Source organism: Pseudescherichia sp. (assembly GCF_031998825.1).
Lineage (GTDB): Bacteria > Pseudomonadota > Gammaproteobacteria > Enterobacterales > Enterobacteriaceae > Pseudescherichia.
Genome location: NZ_DAMACX010000019.1, coordinates 61661 through 78699 on the forward strand (window position 1 = coordinate 61661; position 17039 = coordinate 78699).

Annotated in this window: 19 protein-coding genes; 6 read left to right on the forward strand and 13 right to left on the reverse strand. The window is 55.6% G+C overall.

Annotated elements, in window-relative coordinates:
- Window positions 1-2: 2 nt before the first annotated feature.
- The 6 genes from ispD to cysD all read right to left on the reverse strand — a co-directional run bounded on the left by ispD (window position 3) and on the right by cysD (window position 4532).
- Entirely contained in the window at window positions 3-710 is a 708-nt protein-coding gene (gene ispD / locus RTP97_RS10920; protein ID WP_312413507.1) for a 2-C-methyl-D-erythritol 4-phosphate cytidylyltransferase, read from the reverse strand.
- Window positions 711-729: 19 nt separating this feature from the next.
- Window positions 730-1041: a cell division protein FtsB gene (gene ftsB / locus RTP97_RS10925; protein WP_103818268.1), complete on the reverse strand. Its 312-nt coding sequence runs from the start codon at window positions 1039-1041 to the stop codon at window positions 730-732.
- A gap of 169 nt (window positions 1042-1210) precedes the next feature.
- Window positions 1211-1534 (reverse strand): DUF3561 family protein, encoded by a 324-nt coding sequence (locus tag RTP97_RS10930; protein WP_312413509.1) that lies wholly within the window; start codon window positions 1532-1534, stop codon window positions 1211-1213.
- 47 nt (window positions 1535-1581) lie between these two features.
- Window positions 1582-2187 (reverse strand): adenylyl-sulfate kinase, encoded by a 606-nt coding sequence (cysC, locus tag RTP97_RS10935; RefSeq protein WP_312213698.1) that lies wholly within the window; start codon window positions 2185-2187, stop codon window positions 1582-1584.
- On the reverse strand, window positions 2187-3614 hold the full coding sequence (cysN, locus tag RTP97_RS10940; RefSeq protein WP_312413511.1) for a sulfate adenylyltransferase subunit CysN: 1428 nt from the start codon (window positions 3612-3614) through the stop codon (window positions 2187-2189). Before cysN ends, cysC begins: the two co-directional genes overlap by 1 nt.
- Before the next feature lie 9 nt (window positions 3615-3623).
- Window positions 3624-4532, reverse strand: a complete 909-nt coding sequence (cysD, locus tag RTP97_RS10945) for a sulfate adenylyltransferase subunit CysD (protein ID WP_042387833.1) — start codon at window positions 4530-4532, stop codon at window positions 3624-3626.
- A gap of 298 nt (window positions 4533-4830) precedes the next feature.
- Between cysD and RTP97_RS10950 the strand changes: the two genes are divergently transcribed.
- The 5 genes from RTP97_RS10950 to RTP97_RS10970 all read left to right on the forward strand — a co-directional run bounded on the left by RTP97_RS10950 (window position 4831) and on the right by RTP97_RS10970 (window position 7536).
- Entirely contained in the window at window positions 4831-5877 is a 1047-nt protein-coding gene (locus tag RTP97_RS10950; protein WP_312413513.1) for an aminopeptidase, read from the forward strand.
- Between the two features lie 94 nt (window positions 5878-5971).
- On the forward strand, window positions 5972-6220 hold the full coding sequence (gene mazE, locus RTP97_RS10955) for a type II toxin-antitoxin system antitoxin MazE (protein WP_312413515.1): 249 nt from the start codon (window positions 5972-5974) through the stop codon (window positions 6218-6220).
- The gene (mazF, locus tag RTP97_RS10960) at window positions 6221-6553 is read left to right on the forward strand and encodes an endoribonuclease MazF (protein WP_312213706.1); all 333 of its coding nucleotides are present in this window, start codon (window positions 6221-6223) and stop codon (window positions 6551-6553) included.
- Window positions 6554-6625: 72 nt separating this feature from the next.
- Complete coding sequence (locus tag RTP97_RS10965) at window positions 6626-7069, forward strand: antitoxin Xre/MbcA/ParS toxin-binding domain-containing protein (protein WP_268106928.1); 444 nt, start codon at window positions 6626-6628, stop codon at window positions 7067-7069.
- Window positions 7066-7536 (forward strand): RES family NAD+ phosphorylase, encoded by a 471-nt coding sequence (locus tag RTP97_RS10970; RefSeq protein WP_312413517.1) that lies wholly within the window; start codon window positions 7066-7068, stop codon window positions 7534-7536. The genes RTP97_RS10965 and RTP97_RS10970 overlap by 4 nt, the downstream gene beginning before the upstream one ends.
- Before the next feature lie 86 nt (window positions 7537-7622).
- On the opposite strand, the gene cysH is transcribed toward RTP97_RS10970, so the two are convergent.
- From cysH to cysJ, 3 genes are all read right to left on the reverse strand, one after another.
- A complete protein-coding gene (gene cysH, locus RTP97_RS10975; RefSeq protein WP_312413518.1) occupies window positions 7623-8357 on the reverse strand; it encodes a phosphoadenosine phosphosulfate reductase in 735 nt (244 codons plus the stop codon).
- A 90-nt stretch (window positions 8358-8447) separates the two neighbouring features.
- Window positions 8448-10160 (reverse strand): assimilatory sulfite reductase (NADPH) hemoprotein subunit, encoded by a 1713-nt coding sequence (gene cysI, locus RTP97_RS10980; protein ID WP_312413519.1) that lies wholly within the window; start codon window positions 10158-10160, stop codon window positions 8448-8450.
- Window positions 10160-11971, reverse strand: coding sequence for an NADPH-dependent assimilatory sulfite reductase flavoprotein subunit (cysJ, locus tag RTP97_RS10985; protein WP_312413520.1), 1812 nt, complete (start codon window positions 11969-11971; stop codon window positions 10160-10162). The genes cysI and cysJ overlap by 1 nt, the downstream gene beginning before the upstream one ends.
- Before the next feature lie 305 nt (window positions 11972-12276).
- On the opposite strand from cysJ, the gene queD reads away from it, so the two are divergent.
- Window positions 12277-12639, forward strand: coding sequence for a 6-carboxytetrahydropterin synthase QueD (gene queD, locus RTP97_RS10990; protein WP_042387843.1), 363 nt, complete (start codon window positions 12277-12279; stop codon window positions 12637-12639).
- A gap of 63 nt (window positions 12640-12702) precedes the next feature.
- On the opposite strand, the gene queE is transcribed toward queD, so the two are convergent.
- From queE to RTP97_RS11010, 4 genes are all read right to left on the reverse strand, one after another.
- A complete protein-coding gene (gene queE / locus RTP97_RS10995) occupies window positions 12703-13374 on the reverse strand; it encodes a 7-carboxy-7-deazaguanine synthase QueE (RefSeq protein WP_042387845.1) in 672 nt (223 codons plus the stop codon).
- Window positions 13375-13508: 134 nt separating this feature from the next.
- Complete coding sequence (gene eno, locus RTP97_RS11000) at window positions 13509-14807, reverse strand: phosphopyruvate hydratase (protein ID WP_312213718.1); 1299 nt, start codon at window positions 14805-14807, stop codon at window positions 13509-13511.
- Window positions 14808-14884: 77 nt separating this feature from the next.
- Entirely contained in the window at window positions 14885-16522 is a 1638-nt protein-coding gene (pyrG, locus tag RTP97_RS11005) for a glutamine hydrolyzing CTP synthase (protein WP_312413522.1), read from the reverse strand.
- A gap of 224 nt (window positions 16523-16746) precedes the next feature.
- The coding region (locus tag RTP97_RS11010; protein WP_312413524.1) for a MazG nucleotide pyrophosphohydrolase domain-containing protein at window positions 16747-17039 on the reverse strand (293 nt) is incomplete at its 5' end.

Sequence of the window (17039 nt, forward strand, 5' to 3'; positions counted from 1 at the left end):
TATCAGTTCTCCATATAGGCGTTACGGGTAAGATAAAATTCTGCCAGCGCCAGGTCTTCAGGTCGCGTGACTTTAATATTATCAGCGCGGCCGGCGATCAGCTCGGGATGGTAGCCGCAGTGCTCCAACGCCGAGGCTTCATCGGTGATGGTCGCCCCGTCATTAAGCGCCCGCGTCAGGCACATTTTAAGCAGTGCAAGCGGAAAAAACTGTGGGGTCAACGCGTGCCACAGATCGTTACGATCCACGGTGTGGGCGATAGCGCTCTTGCCTGGCTCGGCGCGCTTCATGGTATCGCGCACCGGGGCGGCCAGAATGCCACCCGTACGGCTGGTTTCACAGAGGGAGAGCAGACGGGAGAGATCGTCCTGATGCAGGCAGGGGCGAGCCGCATCATGTACCAGCACCCACTCGGCATCGCCGGCGGCGTGCAGCCCCGCTAGCACCGAATCGGCGCGCTCTGCGCCCCCGTCAACCACGGTAACCTGAGGATGATGCGCCAGCGGTAGCCCGGCGAAACGCTCGTCGCCCGGACTGACGGCAATAATCACCCTCTCCACCCGCGGATCCGCCAGCAGCGCCGCAACCGAGTGTTCAAGGATGGTTTTATTGCCAATCGAAAGATACTGTTTAGGGCATTCCGTTTGCATACGGCGGCCAAATCCGGCGGCCGGTACGACGGCACAGATGGCCGGAACTATTGCTGCCATGTAAGAAAACCTGGGCCTGTTATCGACTGTTTTGTGGTGACCCTGGGCTGCGTTTGGACGCATCCGGAACCAGACGATAAAAGGTTTCGCCCGGCTTGGTCATACTGAGTTCGTTACGTGCACGCTCTTCAATCGCTTCCTGACCGCCGTTGAGATCGTCGATCTCGGCAAAAAGCTGATCGTTACGCGCTTTTAGCTTAGCGTTTGTTGCCTGCTGTACCGTGACATCATCGCTGACGCGGCTGAAGTCGTGGAGGCCATTCTTGCCAAACCACAATGAATACTGTAGCCAGACCAGCAAAGCCAGCAACAGCAGCGTTAATTTACCCATCCTGCCCCCTGTAAAACGGCATCATCATCCCATAACTTACGCCAGGACTCCACTCTAAGCCGATGCCGTAACGACGCTGCCAAATGTACCATACCTCACGCGCTCCAGGCACTGTCCTCTCCTGGAAACATCGTCTTAAAAAGCGTTACGGTTTGAATTATGGCGTGCTTTAACCCATCAGCCACATAAATAGCATGCCAAACATCGCAACGCTGGCGAGCGCCGTTGCCAGGCTGCTATAGACCAGCCTGCCGTTGAGCAGGGAGTGGATTGCCACGCCTACCACAACCGCAACGGGCATCAGTGCCAGAAAGAACGGCCAGGTATAGAGGAAGAAAAAGAGGGTGTTAGAGCCATACAGCAGGAACGGTATGCTTAGCGCCAGCAGCCATGAGGCAAAGCCAACCACGGCCCCTGGCAGTGACCAGGTCGGCTCGTCGTTGGCAACGCCGGTTTCAGATGGATTGATAGTAATATTCTGGCTATTGCGCATAGTGGATCCTGTGACCTGACTTGCCGGGCGCAACACCCGGCGTTGTCTCAGGATCTGATAATATCGTCCCGTTTCAGTAGATCTAATAATTGAGCCACCAAATTTGTTACCAATTGTTCGCCATCAAGGTGCACCTCTGGCGATACCGGAGCCTCATATACGGAATCGATCCCGGTAAAATGGCGTAGCTCACCGGCACGCGCCTTTTTATACAGCCCTTTGGGATCCCGCGCTTCGCAGGTGGCCAGAGAGGTATCCACAAAGACCTCGTAGAAACGCCCCTCGCCTACGCGCTCGCGCACCATCTGCCGCTCCGCACGGTGCGGGGAGATGAAAGCAGTCAGCACCACCAGACCCGCATCCACCATCAGCCGGGCCACCTCGCCCACGCGGCGAATGTTCTCCTTGCGATCGTCGTCGCTGAAGCCCAGATCGCTGCACAGACCGTGGCGCACATTGTCGCCGTCGAGCAGATAGGTGCTGACGCCCAGACGGTGCAGCGCCTCTTCCAACGCACCGGCGACCGTGGATTTACCCGAGCCGGATAGCCCGGTAAACCACAGCACAACCCCACGGTGACCGTGGAGTTGCTCCCGCTGCTGCGCGGTGACGGGATGGGCGTGCCAGACGACGTTTTCGTCATGCTCCGCCATTATTTGCCTCCCAGCAGATCGCGTGCGCCCCAGTGTGGGAAGTGCTTGCGTACCAGGGCGTTCAGCTCCAGCTCAAAGGCGCTGAACTCGGACGGCGCTGCCACAGCATCAGCGTTCGGCTGATTGACCATGCCTGCGCCGACGGTGACGTTGCTCAGGCGGTCGATAAAGATCATCCCCCCAGTAACCGGATTGTCCTGGTACTTGTCCAGCACCAGCGGCTCGTCAAAGGTCAGGTCGACCAGGCCGATACCGTTCAGCGGCAGCGCGTCGACGCTGCGCTGGGTCAGGTTGTTGATATCCACCTGATACTGAATGCCATCCACGCGCGCCCGGGTCTTCTTGCCTGCGATTTTGATATCGTAGCTCTGGCCTGGGGTCAGCGGCTGTTCAGCCATCCACACCACGTCCACCGCCGCGCTCTGCACGGCTGGCAGGCTCTCCTGCGCATCCAGCAGCAGATCGCCCCGGCTGATATCGATCTCATCCTTCAGCACCAGCGTAACCGCTTCGCCCGCGCCCGCTTCCGGCAGATCGCCATCGAACGTCACAATGCGGGCAACCGTGGACTCTACGCCGGACGGCAGCACCTTAACGCGCTGGCCGACCTTAACGCTGCCGGAGGCAACGGTACCGGAGAAGCCGCGGAAGTCGAGGTTCGGGCGGTTAACGTACTGCACCGGGAAGCGCATCGGCTGGGTTTCCACTACGCGGTGGATCTCAACGCTCTCCAGCACTTCCAGCAGCGTCGGGCCGCTGTACCACGGCATGCTCGCGCTCTGGCTGGCAACGTTATCGCCCTCCAGCGCCGACAGCGGAACAAAGCGGATGTCGAGGTTGCCCGGCAGCTGCTCGGCAAAGGTCAGGTATTGCTGGCGAATCGTTTCAAAGGTCTCTTCGCTGAACTCTACCAGGTCCATTTTGTTTACCGCCACCACCAGGTGCTTAATGCCCAGCAGGGTGGAGATAAAGCTGTGGCGACGGGTCTGATCCAGCACGCCTTTACGCGCGTCAATCAGCAGGATCGCCAGATCGCAGGTAGAGGCCCCGGTAGCCATGTTACGGGTATACTGCTCGTGCCCAGGGGTATCAGCGATAATAAACTTACGTTTTTCGGTAGAGAAGTAGCGGTAGGCCACGTCAATGGTGATGCCCTGCTCACGCTCGGCCTGCAGGCCATCCACCAGCAGCGCGAGGTCGAGCTTTTCGCCCTGGGTACCGTGGCGCTTGCTGTCGTTGTGCAGCGTGGAGAGCTGATCTTCATAAATCTGGCGCGTGTCGTGCAGCAGGCGGCCAATCAGGGTGCTTTTACCGTCGTCGACGCTACCGCAGGTCAGGAAGCGCAGCAGGCTTTTATGCTGCTGAGCGTGCAGGTACGCTTCGACGCCGCCTTCGTTAGCAATTTGTTGGGCAATAGTGGTATTCATGGCGGCTCCTTAGAAGTATCCCTGGCGTTTTTTCAGCTCCATCGAGCCGGCCTGGTCACGGTCGATGACGCGCCCCTGACGTTCGCTGGTAGTGGAGACCAGCATCTCTTCGATGATCTCCGGCAGCGTCTGGGCATCGGACTCTACCGCGCCGGTCAGCGGCCAGCAGCCGAGGGTACGGAAGCGCACCATGCGCTGTTTGATCTCTTCGCCCGGCTGCAGGTCGATACGATCGTCATCGATCATCATCAGCATGCCGTCACGTTCCAGCACCGGACGTTCAGCCGCCAGGTAGAGCGGAACGATTTCGATATTTTCCAGGTAGATGTACTGCCAGATATCCAGTTCGGTCCAGTTCGACAGCGGGAAGACGCGGATGCTCTCGCCCTTGTTGATCTGGCCGTTGTAGTTGTGCCACAGCTCAGGACGCTGGTTTTTTGGGTCCCAGCGGTGGAAGCGGTCGCGGAAGGAGTAGATACGCTCTTTCGCGCGGGATTTCTCCTCGTCGCGGCGCGCACCACCGAAGGCCGCGTCAAAGCCGTACTTATTCAGCGCCTGCTTCAGCCCTTCCGTCTTCATGATATCGGTGTGCTTGGCGCTGCCGTGCACGAACGGGTTAATCCCCATCGCCACCCCTTCCGGGTTTTTATGCACCAGCAGTTCGCAGCCGTAGGCTTTGGCGGTACGGTCACGGAACTCATACATCTCACGGAATTTCCAGCCAGTATCGACATGCAGCAGCGGGAAAGGCAGCGTGCCCGGATAGAAGGCCTTGCGTGCCAGGTGCAGCATAACGCTGGAGTCTTTACCGATGGAGTACATCATCACCGGATTGGAGAATTCAGCCGCCACCTCGCGAATAATATGGATGCTTTCCGCCTCCAGTTGTCGCAGGTGGGTGAGTCGTTTTTGATCCATAACCGTTCCTTAAAGGGAAATTTACCACACGAGACGATCTGTTCTGTGCGTCTGTTATACGTCGCATGAGTCGCTAAAAACAAAGGATAGAGGGACTATAGGGGGCGTCTAAGGACGAATGAAATTACGAATTGGAATGAGTAGTTACTCAATGGAATAACGTTGAGCAAAAGCAAATATCAAAAAGTGCTTAACGCGAGAAAATACGGGCGTTTAAGCGTAATTGAAATTGTGTAACTTCGATCACAGTTTCATACTATGCACGTCAAAAATTTTGCTTCATTTTTAAGGACTCACTATGTTTCCCGCATTGCGCCACCTCGTTGTAGCTCTGGCGCTCGGTGTGTGCTTTACCGTGCCGGCGCAGGCCAAAGCCAGTCAGCCCGGCGAGATGGCCAGCGAGCAGGCCCGCCATATTGCTACCTATTTCCCGGGGCGCATGACCGGTACGCCTGCGGAGATGCTCTCAGCTGACTATCTGCGCCAGCAGTTTGAACAGATGGGCTACCAGAGCGACATCCGCAAGTTCAACAGCCGTTACATCTACACCTCACGCAATAAGAATCAGAACTGGCACAACGTGACTGGCAGTACGGTGATCGCCGCCCATGAAGGCAAGCTGGCCCAGCAGATCATTGTGATGGCGCACCTCGATACCTATGCGCCGCGCAGCGATGCCGATAGCGATAACAACCTCGGCGGCCTGACGCTGCAAGGGATTGATGATAACGCTGCCGGTCTGGGGGTGATGCTGGAGCTGGCGGACCAGCTTAAGCATATTCAGACCCAGTACGGCATTCGGTTCATCGCCACCAGCGGCGAGGAAGAAGGACGGTTGGGCGCAGAAAATCTGTTGCAGCGCATGAGCGACGCCGAGAAGAAAAATACCCTGCTGGTGATCAATCTCGATAACCTGATCGTCGGTGACAAACTCTACTTTAACAGCGGTAAAAGTACGCCTGCCGCAGTGCGCAAGCTGACCCGGGATCGGGCTTTAGCCATTGCCCGCCAGCACGGTATTACCGCCACCACCAATCCGGGCCTGAACCCGGACTATCCGAAAGGCACCGACTGCTGCCACGATAGCGAAGTGTTCGATCGCGCGGGTATTCCGGTGCTCTCCGTCGAGGCCACGAACTGGTCGCTGGGGAAAAAGGATGGCTACCAGCAGCGGGCAAAAACCAAAGCCTTCCCCGACGGCACCAGCTGGCATAACGTCCGGCTGGATAACCAGCAGTTCCTCGACAGCGCCCTGCCCGGCCGCATTGAGCGCCGCAGCCGTGACGTGATGCGTATTATGCTGCCGCTAATGAAAGAGCTGGCGAAAGCGGAGAAAGGTGCCTGAAGCCGATGGTATGGGATTTGGGCGCTATGATACATTGTATCTACACCAAAAAATATCTACAATGTAGACACAGGCTGTATACCATGAGGTAGATATGATTCGCAGTAATGTAAAACGTTGGGGAAACTCTCCTGCGATCCGGATCCCAGCAACGTTAATGCAGGCCCTTAATCTTAATATTGATGATGAAGTTAAGATCGATTTGGTAGAAGGTAAGCTTGTCATCGAGCCAGTAAGGAGCGGAACTGAGTTTTCGCTTGCGGAACTGGTTGAAGAGATCACCGCCGATAACCAACATGAGTTGGTGGAATGGGGTAAACCTGAAGGTAAGGAAACCTGGTAAATGATAAGTCGATTCGTACCCGATTCAGGGGATCTCATATGGGTTGATTTTGACCCAACTAAAGGAAATGAGCAGGCAGGACATCGTCCTGCCGTCGTGCTAAGTCCATTCATCTATAACAATAAAACAGGGCTTTGCCTTTGTGTTCCCTGTACCACAAAGGCAAAGGGCTACCCTTTTGAAGTAGAACTCTCCGGTGAGCGTAACGCAGTAGCGCTTGCCGATCAGGTGAAATGCATCGCCTGGAAAGTCAGAAACGCAGCGAAAAAAGGCAGAGTAACAGAGCAGGAACTGGAAGTGATCAGAGCTAAGGTTAAGGCCTTAGTAGGGTAATACTTCAAGCGGTTAATATTTGCCCATGAGCCACCATATGGATATAATTAAATTACCAAATGGAGGTTAACCATGAAAACGTTTAGCGTATCCACGACTCAGGCCAGGCCGCCCCGTTTATGGCAGGTGGCTGGTTTAAACAATGCTGATGGTGTGGCATTGCTGGGTCAGATTAACGAAGGTCTTGATGGCAAAGTTGCTAGCCTGATCGTTGACTGGGCGAAGATAACGCAAAACGACCTGCGCAAAATGTCAGGTATCCCATCAACCACATTCAGCCGCAGTCTGAAAGCACGATTCAGTGCCGATCAGAGTGAACGGCTGGTGCGCATCATTCGTGTCCTTGATCGGGCGGTAGAACTGTTCGAAGGTGATAAGGATGAAGCGCAAAAATGGTTAAATGAGCCTAACCGTGCGCTGGGCTGGAAAGTGCCGGCAGACCTTATGGCATCCGAAACCGGGGCTTATGAGGTCATGAAGCTGATCACTCGTCTGGAGCATGGGGTCTACTCTTGATCCTCTATCGGCTTACAAAGACAAAGTATCTTTCTACAGCCTGGACAGGATATGGAGCAAAAGAGGCTGGGGGCCGCTGGAATAACGTTGGCACGGCGATGGTGTATGTATCAGAAACCGCGTCCCTGACTATGCTGGAAACCCTGGTGCATCTGCGTGCAGCGCAGATTATGGATTATTTCACGCTATTGAGTATTGATGTGCCTGACGACCAAGTTCAAAAGGCCAATATGGAAGAAATACCTGATAACTGGGCTGATGAAGAAGCGCCACCAGAACTGGCCGCTTACGGGGACGCCTGGTGCTTCACTAAAGCATCCATCGCCCTGCGTGTTCCCAGTGCTTTATCCCCCGTGGAATATAACTACCTGCTTAACCCTGAACACCCCGGTTTCTTCGAGCTCACACAAAAATCAAAAGCCATTCCGTTTCAATTCGACAGCCGGTTAAAACCCGATCGCAAGTGATGAAGCGTGCCGATTCTCGTGAAAATTAATAGAAATAAAACCCAAAAAAAATGCCGACCTAAAAGTCAGCATTTTCATAAGGTTTATCACCCTTCGTGCAGCCCGCATTCGCGCTTGAGGCCGAAGAAGCGGGTCTCTTCCTCCGCCATGCCCGGCTCCCATTTGCGGGTGGTGTGCGTATCGCCCACCGAGAGGTAGCCCTGGTCCCACAGCGGGTGGTACTTGAGCCCGTGCTTTTGCAGATACTGGTAGACGGTACGGTTGTCCCAGTCGATGATCGGCAGCACCTTAAACACGCCGCGCTGGACAGCCAGCACCGGCAACGTAGCGCGACTGCCTGACTGCTCCCGACGCAGGCCGGCGAACCAGGTCTGCGCATTCAGATCTTTCAGGGCGCGGTTCATCGGCTCGACCTTGTTGATCTCATTGTACTTCTCGATGCCTTCAACGCCCTGCTCCCACAGCTTGCCGTAGCGCGCTTCCTGCCATGCCGGACTCTGCTCCGCACGGTAAATCTTCAGGTTCAGCTTGAGCTTGTCTGCCAGCTCATCAATGAACTGGTAGGTCTCCGGGAACAGGTAGCCGGTATCGGTGAGGATCACCGGAATATCCGGGCTGATCTGGTTAACCAGATGCAGGCTCACCGCCGCCTGGATACCAAAGCTTGAGGAGAGCACGTACTCACCGGGCAGGTTCTCTAATGCCCAGACGACGCGCTCTTCCGCGCTCAGTTTTTCCAGTTGGCCGTTAGTCTCTGCCAGCGCCAGAATGCGTTCGACTTTTGGCAGATCGTTTAAAGCATTAAGATCGAGTCTGGACATATACCCCTCACTTCTGCCGGGCGGCACTGCGTTTGCCCAGCCTACGGTTTTGTAGGCCCGGTAAGCAAAGCGCCACCGGGCATGACCACGTTACTCCCAGAAATCCCGGGCCGGATCCAGCACCGGACGGATAATCCCGGTACGGATGGTGAAGTCGCCGAAGCCTTCGCCCGCTTCACGCTCTTTCGACCAGCGGCCTACCAGCACGTCGATAGAGTCGAGAATCTCTGACTCGGTGATATTTTCACGGTACATGCGCGGAATACGCGTGCCCATACGGTTGCCGCCAAGATGCAGGTTGTAACGACCCGGCGCTTTACCCACCAGCCCCATCTCCGCCAGCAGCGCACGGCCACAGCCGTTCGGACAGCCGGTCACGCGCATCACAATGTGATCGTCGCCAACGCCGTGCTTCTCCATGATCGCTTCGACTTTATCAACAAAGCTCGGCAGGAAACGCTCCGCTTCCGCCATCGCCAGCGGACAGGTCGGGAAGGCGACGCAGGCCATGGAGTTCTCGCGCTGCGGCTTAACCGCATCCATCAGACCGTGGGAACGGGCCAGCTTCTCAATCTTCGCCTTCTGGCTCTCCGGCACGCCCGCGACGATCAGGTTCTGGTTCGCAGTCAGGCGGAAGTCGCCCTTATGGATCTTCGCGATCTCCAGCAGGCCGGTTTTCAGCGGACGATCCGGGTAATCAAGGATACGACCGTTTTCGATAAACAGCGTCAGGTGCCATTTGTTATCGATACCTTTTACCCAGCCGATGCGATCTCCGCGGCCGGTAAACTCATACGGACGAACCGGCTCAAACTTCATGCCTGCCCGACGCTCAACTTCCGCTTTGAAAGTCTCGACGCCCACGCGCTCCAGCGTATATTTAGTCTTGGCGTTTTTACGATCGGTACGGTTGCCCCAGTCGCGCTGGGTGGTTACTACCGCTTCCGCCACCGCCAGGGTGTGCTCCAGCGGCAGGAAGCCAAACTCGCTCGCAGTGCGGGCGTAGGTTTTCTTGTTACCGTGTTCGATAGAGAGGCCGCCACCCACCAGCAGGTTAAAGCCGATCAGCTTGCCGTTCTCGGCAATAGCGATAAAGTTCATGTCGTTAGCGTGCAGATCGACGTCATTCTGCGGCGGGATCACCACCGTGGTTTTGAACTTACGCGGCAGATAGGTCTGCCCAAGGATCGGCTCTTCGTCGGTGGTCGCCACCTTCTCCGCATCGTGCCAGATCTCAGCATAGGCGCGGGTGCGCGGCAGCAGATGCTCGGAGAGCTTCTTCGCCCACTCGTAAGCCTCTGCGTGCAGCTCGGACTCAATCGGGTTAGAGGTGCAGAGCACGTTACGGTTCATGTCGTTGGCGGTCGCCAGCGCGTCCAGACCCACTTCATGCAGCATCTGGTGAGCAGGCTTGACGTTCTTCTTCAGAATACCGTGATACTGGAAGGTCTGACGGTTAGTCAGACGGATGCTGCCGTAGATGGTCTTCTCTTCGGCGAACTTGTCGATGGCCTGCCACTGCGCCGGGGTGATGATCCCGCCCGGCAGACGGCAGCGCAGCATCATGGCATGGCGCGGCTCCAGCTTCTGCTCGGCGCGTTCGGCACGAATATCACGGTCATCCTGCTGATACATACCGTGGAAGCGGATCAGCAGAAAGTTGTCACCTTTAAAACCGCCGGTAAGCCCGTCGTTCAGATCTTCCGCAATCGTACCGCGCAGGTAGTTGCTCTCACGTTTCATACGCTCGGCGTCGGTCAGTTTACCTTCGACCACCAGCGGACCTGGGTGTTTATCGCTCATTAGTAGACATCTCGCTGATAACGGCGCTCTACGCGCAGCTCACTTAAATATTCGTCAGCCGTTTCGGTATCCATGCCACCGAACTCGGCAATCACTTCCAGTAAAGCCTGCTCAACGTCGCGCGCCATACGCGTCGCGTCGCCGCAGACATAAATGTGTGCACCTTCGTTGATCCAGCGCCACAGCTCTGCGCCCTGTTCGCGCAGTTTATCTTGTACGTATATTTTCTCTTTCTGGTCGCGGGACCAGGCCAGATCGATGCGGTTCAGCACGCCCTCTTTGACGTAGCGCTGCCACTCCACCTGGTACAGGAAATCTTCGGTAAAGTGCGGGTTACCGAAGATCAGCCAGTTTTTACCCGGCGCTTCGTCCGCCGCACGCTGCTGCATAAAGGCGCGGAACGGTGCGATGCCGGTGCCTGGGCCAATCATGATCACCGGTGTTTCTGGGTTAGCGGGCAGGCGGAAGTTGTCGTTGTGTTCAATGAACACGCGGATCTCGCCATCCTCTTCCACGCGATCGGCGAGGAAGCCTGACGCGCCGCCGGTGCGGGCACGGCCTTCAACGTCATAGCGCACCACGCCAACGGTGACGTGCACTTCGCTTTCCACTTCCGCCTGGGATGAGGCGATGGAGTAGAGGCGCGGCGTCAGCGGACGCAGCAGGCCAATCAGCGCCTCGGCATCCAGCTGGGCGGCAGAGAAGCGCACCATGTCGACGATCGGCGTTGTGGCAGCATAGTGCTGAAGACGGGCCTTGTCGCCCACCATCGGCATCAGCGTTTCGCTGCGGCTCAGCTTAGCGTAGTTCTCAACGATGCTGGCGGTGTTTACCGTCAGCTCAAAGTGCCACGCCAGCGCTTCAGAAAGCGGCAGCGTTTTGCCATCCACGGTGACCGGCTCGTCGCCTTTCAGCCACAGCAGCTCTATCAGCTCGCGCACCAGCTCCGGATCGTTTTGATACCAGACGCCCAGCGCGTCGCCCGGCTGATAGCGCAGGCCAGAATCACCCAGATCGATCTCGATATGGCGCACGTCTTTCTCAGAGTCGCGGCCGGTGATCTTCTGGTTCACGGCGAGCGTGGCCACCAGCGGCTCTTCTTTAGTATAGGGGCTGGAGAAGACCTCGTTGACCGCGCCGGTAGCGGTGACCGCTGCCTGGGCGGGGCTTTCGGTCGGCACGCGGGCCTTCAGAATATCCACGATGCGCGCGCGCCACTCGCTGGCTGCCGTCTGATACTCAACGTCGGCATCCACGCGATCCAGCAGGCGCTCTGCGCCCAGCCCTGCCAGCTTGCTGTCAAAATCTTTACCGCACTGGCAGAAGAATTCGTAGGAGGTATCGCCCAGGCCAAAGACGGCGAAGGCTGCACCGTTAAGCTTCGGCGCTTTTTTCGAGAACAGGAACTTATGCAGCGCGACCGCCTCTTCCGGTGGCTCCCCTTCACCCTGGGTCGAAGCAACCACAACCAGCAGCTTTTCATTGGCAATTTGTTTGAATTTATAGTCGCCAGCGTTAACTAGGTTGACGTTGAGCTTCGCCGCCAGCAGATCGTCACGCAGTGCTTCCGCTACGCGACGGGCATTGCCGGTCTGCGATGCGCTCAGCAGCGTGATCGTCGGCGTATCTACCGCCGGGGCCGGTGCTGCGGCCATCGCTGCTGCGCCAGGCTGCTGGTTAAGCACGCCCCAGAAGTAGCCGGAAACCCAGGCAAGCTGGGTCGGTGTTAAATCGGTGGTGGCTGCCTGAAGGCGTGCCAGCTGCTCCGGGTTCAGCGGAAGCAAAGCGGAAGGTGGGGCCTGTGTCGTCATGCGTCGTTATGTTCCAGTAAGCAAAGCTATTAAAAAAGCGTAAAAACAGAACAGAGTGTAAGGGTAACGGCGTGAATAATAACAATTAAAGAAGGGTTGGAAATAACAAATAACTAAAAACGCTAACCGCTTTTAGTTATAGTTATTAACAGTAAAACAGGTTGATTAACTACATGATTTAAAAAGGTAAAATCCAGGTTTCACCCCTACACCCCAGGCTTTACCGCTTTTGCCTGTTTTAGTTAATGCCAAAAATGGTCAATTCCGGTAGTATGCGGCGGTTTTTGCCTGTCTGAGAATTCATCATGTCTACCACGTTATTTAAAGATTTCATCTTCGAAGCCGCTCACCGTCTGCCGCACGTGCCCGAAGGCCACAAATGCGGTCGCCTGCATGGCCACTCGTTTATGGTGCGCCTGGAAATTACCGGTGAAGTCGATCCCCATACGGGTTGGATCATGGACTTCTCCGAGCTGAAGGCCGCCTTCAAGCCGACCTATGACCGACTGGATCACTACTATCTGAACGATATTCCTGGCCTGGAGAACCCGACCAGCGAAGTGCTGGCGAAGTGGATCTGGGAAGAGATGAAGCCGCTTGTACCGCTGCTGAGTGCGGTGACAATCAAAGAGACCTGCACGGCGGGCTGTGTGTATCGCGGCGAATAAAGGTCGCAGCACGGTTAACCCAGGCCCGGTAAGCGTTAGCGCCACCGGGCTTATCGGTTTATATCAGGCAATATTCAGGTATTTATGCGTCTGCATCGACAGACGCCAGTTGCGAGCGATGCAGGTCTCAATGCACAGACGCGTCGCATCCTCTTTCTGGCTGATCGGCTGAAGCGCAATTACTCGCGGCTTGTCGTCGTGCAGGGTCGCCAGCAGTTCATCCAGCGCCTCAACGTCGCGCATCCGGCCAACCGGGTGCTTGATCTCATCTGCACGATCCAACGCCTGCTGTAAAATATCGTACCCGCCGCGCATGTTCACCTTCGGTGAAACTGTTACCCAGGTGTTAGTCGAGGTGCGGACTTCGTGAGTGCCGCTGGTTTCGATCTGGCAGCTAAAGCCATTTTTCTCCAGCAGCATGGTCAGCGGGATCAGATCGTGAATGCAGGGTTCGCCACCGGTGATCACCACGTGGCGAGCGGTATAGCCCTGGCGCTCAATAATGGCCAGCAGATCTTCACTGCTTGCCGGGCCCCACTTGTCGCTCTCTTTGGTTTTCGCCAGCACGCTGTAGAGGGACACTTCTCGATCGGCGAGCTTATCCCAGGTGTGCTTGGTATCGCACCAGGCACAGCCTACCGGGCATCCCTGCAGCCGGATAAAAATAGCGGGAACGCCGGTAAAGTAACCCTCGCCTTGCAGGGTCTGGAACATCTCATTAATCGGGTACTGCATACTCATCTCTGTTTGGCTATAAAACGTAAGTATCGCAGATCCCTGCCCTAAGGTCATGTGCAGCAGCTGCGCTATTGCAGCAATAAAAAAACCCGCCGCAGCGGGTTTTCTATTAAGAGTAAAAAGTCAGGTGATTATGCCTGGCCTTTGATCTCTTTACGACCGTTGTACGGTGCTTGTTCACCCAGCGCTTCTTCGATACGAATCAGCTGGTTGTACTTAGCAACGCGGTCAGAACGGCTCATGGAACCGGTTTTGATCTGGCCAGCAGCGGTACCCACAGCCAGGTCAGCAATGGTTGCATCTTCAGTTTCGCCAGAGCGGTGAGAGATAACCGCAGTGTAGCCAGCGTCTTTCGCCATTTTGATCGCAGCCAGAGTTTCGGTCAGAGAGCCGATCTGGTTGAATTTGATCAGGATGGAGTTAACGATGCCTTTCTCGATGCCTTCTTTCAGGATCTTGGTGTTGGTTACGAACAGGTCGTCGCCCACCAGCTGGATTTTGTCGCCCAGCACTTTGGTCTGGTATGCAAAGCCGGTCCAGTCAGACTCGTCCAGGCCATCTTCGATGGAGACGATCGGATACTGTTTGGTCAGATCTTCCAGGAAGTGGGTGAACTCTTCAGAGGTGAATGCTTTGTTGCCTTCGCCAGCCAGAACGTATTTGCCATCTTTGTAGAACTCAGAGGCTGCACAGTCCATCGCCAGAGTGATGTCGGTACCCAGCTCGTAGCCCGCTGCTTTTACCGCTTCAGCGATAACAGCCAGTGCTTCGGCGTTGGAGCCCAGGTTCGGCGCGTAGCCGCCTTCGTCGCCCACAGCGGTGTTCATGCCTTTAGACTTCAGCACTTTCGCCAGGTTGTGGAACACTTCTGAACCCATACGTACGGCTTCTTTCAGGGATTTCGCGCCAACCGGCTGAATCATAAATTCCTGAATGTCTACGTTGTTGTCAGCGTGCTCGCCACCGTTGATGATGTTCATCATCGGAACCGGCATAGAGTATTTGCCCGGGGTGCCGTTCAGTTCAGCGATGTGCGCATACAGCGGCAGGCCTTTAGAAGCAGCGGCAGCTTTGGCGTTCGCCAGGGAAACAGCCAGAATTGCGTTAGCACCGAAGTTAGATTTGTTCTCAGTACCGTCCAGGTCGATCATGATCTTATCGATGTTAGCCTGATCTTTGGCGTCTTTGCCAAGGATAGCCTGAGCGATCGGGCCGTTAACTGCGCCAACGGCTTTGGTCACGCCTTTACCCAGGAAACGGGATTTGTCGCCATCGCGCAGTTCCAGCGCTTCGCGGGAACCGGTAGAAGCACCTGACGGGGCAGCAGCCATACCGACGAAACCACCTTCCAGGTGTACTTCGGCTTCAACAGTCGGGTTACCACGGGAGTCGATGATTTCACGACCGATGACTTTAACGATTTTGGACATTAGGATTTCCTCAGTACAAGTTAATTAAAACTCCAGACAATCGATGCACCCCAGGGGGTGCATCGACGCTCTAACTCTTACTTCGCCTGACGCTTCTGGTAGTCGCTGGCGGCCTTCACAAAGCCTGAGAACAGCGGATGCCCATCGCGCGGCGTTGAAGTAAATTCCGGGTGGAACTGACAGGCAACAAACCACGGATGGTTTGGCACCTCGATGATCTCGACCAACTGATCATCGCCGGAACGGCCTGCAACACGCAGACCCGCAGCTTCAATTTGTTTCAACAGCATGTTGTTAACTTCATAGCGGTGACGATGACGTTCGACAATAGTCGGCGAACCGTACATCTGACGCACCAGGCTATCATCATCAAGCTGGCACTGCTGTGCGCCAAGGCGCATTGTGCCGCCCAGGTCGCTCTTCTCAGAGCGCACTTCGACGTTGCCTTCTTCGTCACGCCATTCGGTAATGAGAGCCACAACCGGGAACTTACAGTCTGGCACAAATTCCGTTGAGTTAGCGTTGTCCATCCCCGCCACGTTGCGCGCAAACTCGATCAGCGCAACCTGCATACCCAGGCAGATACCTAGATAAGGAATATTGTGTTCACGCGCATAGCGCGCGGTGGCGATCTTACCTTCTACGCCACGGTAGCCGAAGCCACCAGGGATCAGGATAGCATCCAGATCCTTCAAGATTTCTACACCACGTGTTTCAACATCTTGCGAATCGATCAATTTGATGTTGACGGTAACACGGTTTTTCAGGCCGCCATGCTTCAGCGCTTCAATCACCGACTTGTAGGCATCCGGCAGTTCAATGTACTTGCCGACCATACCGATGGTGACTTCACCTGACGGATTCGCCTCTTCGTAGATAACCTGTTCCCATTCGCTCAGGTTAGCTTCCGGACAGTTCAAGCTGAATCGTTTACAAATATAATCGTCCAGCCCCTGTGATTTCAACAGGCCTGGAATTTTATAAATCGAATCGACGTCTTTCATTGAAATAACGGCCTTTTCCGGCACGTTACAGAACAATGCAATTTTCGCACGTTCGTTGGCAGGTACGGCGCGATCGGAGCGGCAAACCAGGATGTCCGGCTGAATACCGATAGAGAGCAGCTCTTTTACCGAGTGCTGGGTTGGCTTGGTTTTCACTTCGCCCGCGGCAGCCATATACGGCACCAAGGTAAGGTGCATAAACAGCGCGTGTTCACGGCCGATATCTACCGCCAGCTGGCGGATCGCTTCGAGGAACGGCAGGGATTCGATATCACCTACGGTACCGCCAATCTCAACCAGCACCACGTCGTGGCCTTCGCCACCGGCAATGATGCGCTCTTTAATGGCGTTAGTGATGTGCGGAATAACCTGAACGGTTGCGCCCAGGTAGTCGCCACGGCGCTCTTTGCGCAGTACGTCAGAGTAAATACGGCCAGTAGTGAAGTTGTTGCGGCGCGTCATTTTGGTGCGAATGAAACGCTCGTAGTGGCCCAGATCCAGGTCGGTTTCGGCGCCGTCTTCCGTAACGAACACTTCCCCGTGTTGGATTGGACTCATGGTACCCGGATCGACGTTGATATACGGATCCAGTTTCATCATGGTCACGTTAAGGCCACGGGCTTCAAGAATGGCTGCGAGGGAGGCGGCTGCAATGCCTTTACCCAGAGAGGATACAACCCCGCCGGTCACAAAAATATAGTTCGTTGTCATGCTGAACCTGAGAAGTTAGGGTGAAACGATGGAATAACCAGGACGGGAAAGTAGTATACCCGAACACGGCGAGCGCCACAAACTTTCATTCTCCGTCTCCTGTCTCAGGCTTTGACTCATATTGGGAGTGAGAAAATAGCCCCTTTTGGGTAAATGTTTTTGACGCAAATCAAGCGCTTGTCATTTAAAAAATCACACAAATTGCGCTTGATCGCAAAAACCCGTTAGAGATCAGATTCCTGGCGTTTTACTTCCTGCCACACTTCTTCCATCGCGTCGAGGTCCACACCGGTCATTTCCAGGCCACGGGCGGCGATAATGCGTTCCACTTCCCGGAAGCGACGTTCGAATTTGAGGTTAGCTTTTTGCTGCGCCACCTCGGCTTTGACCCCTAAATGACGTGAAAGATTGACGGTGGCAAACAGCAGATCGCCCATCTCCTCTTCCAGCTTATCCTGATCCACGACTGCCTGTTGCGCTTCGTGCATCACCTCGTCGATCTCTTCATGCACTTTGT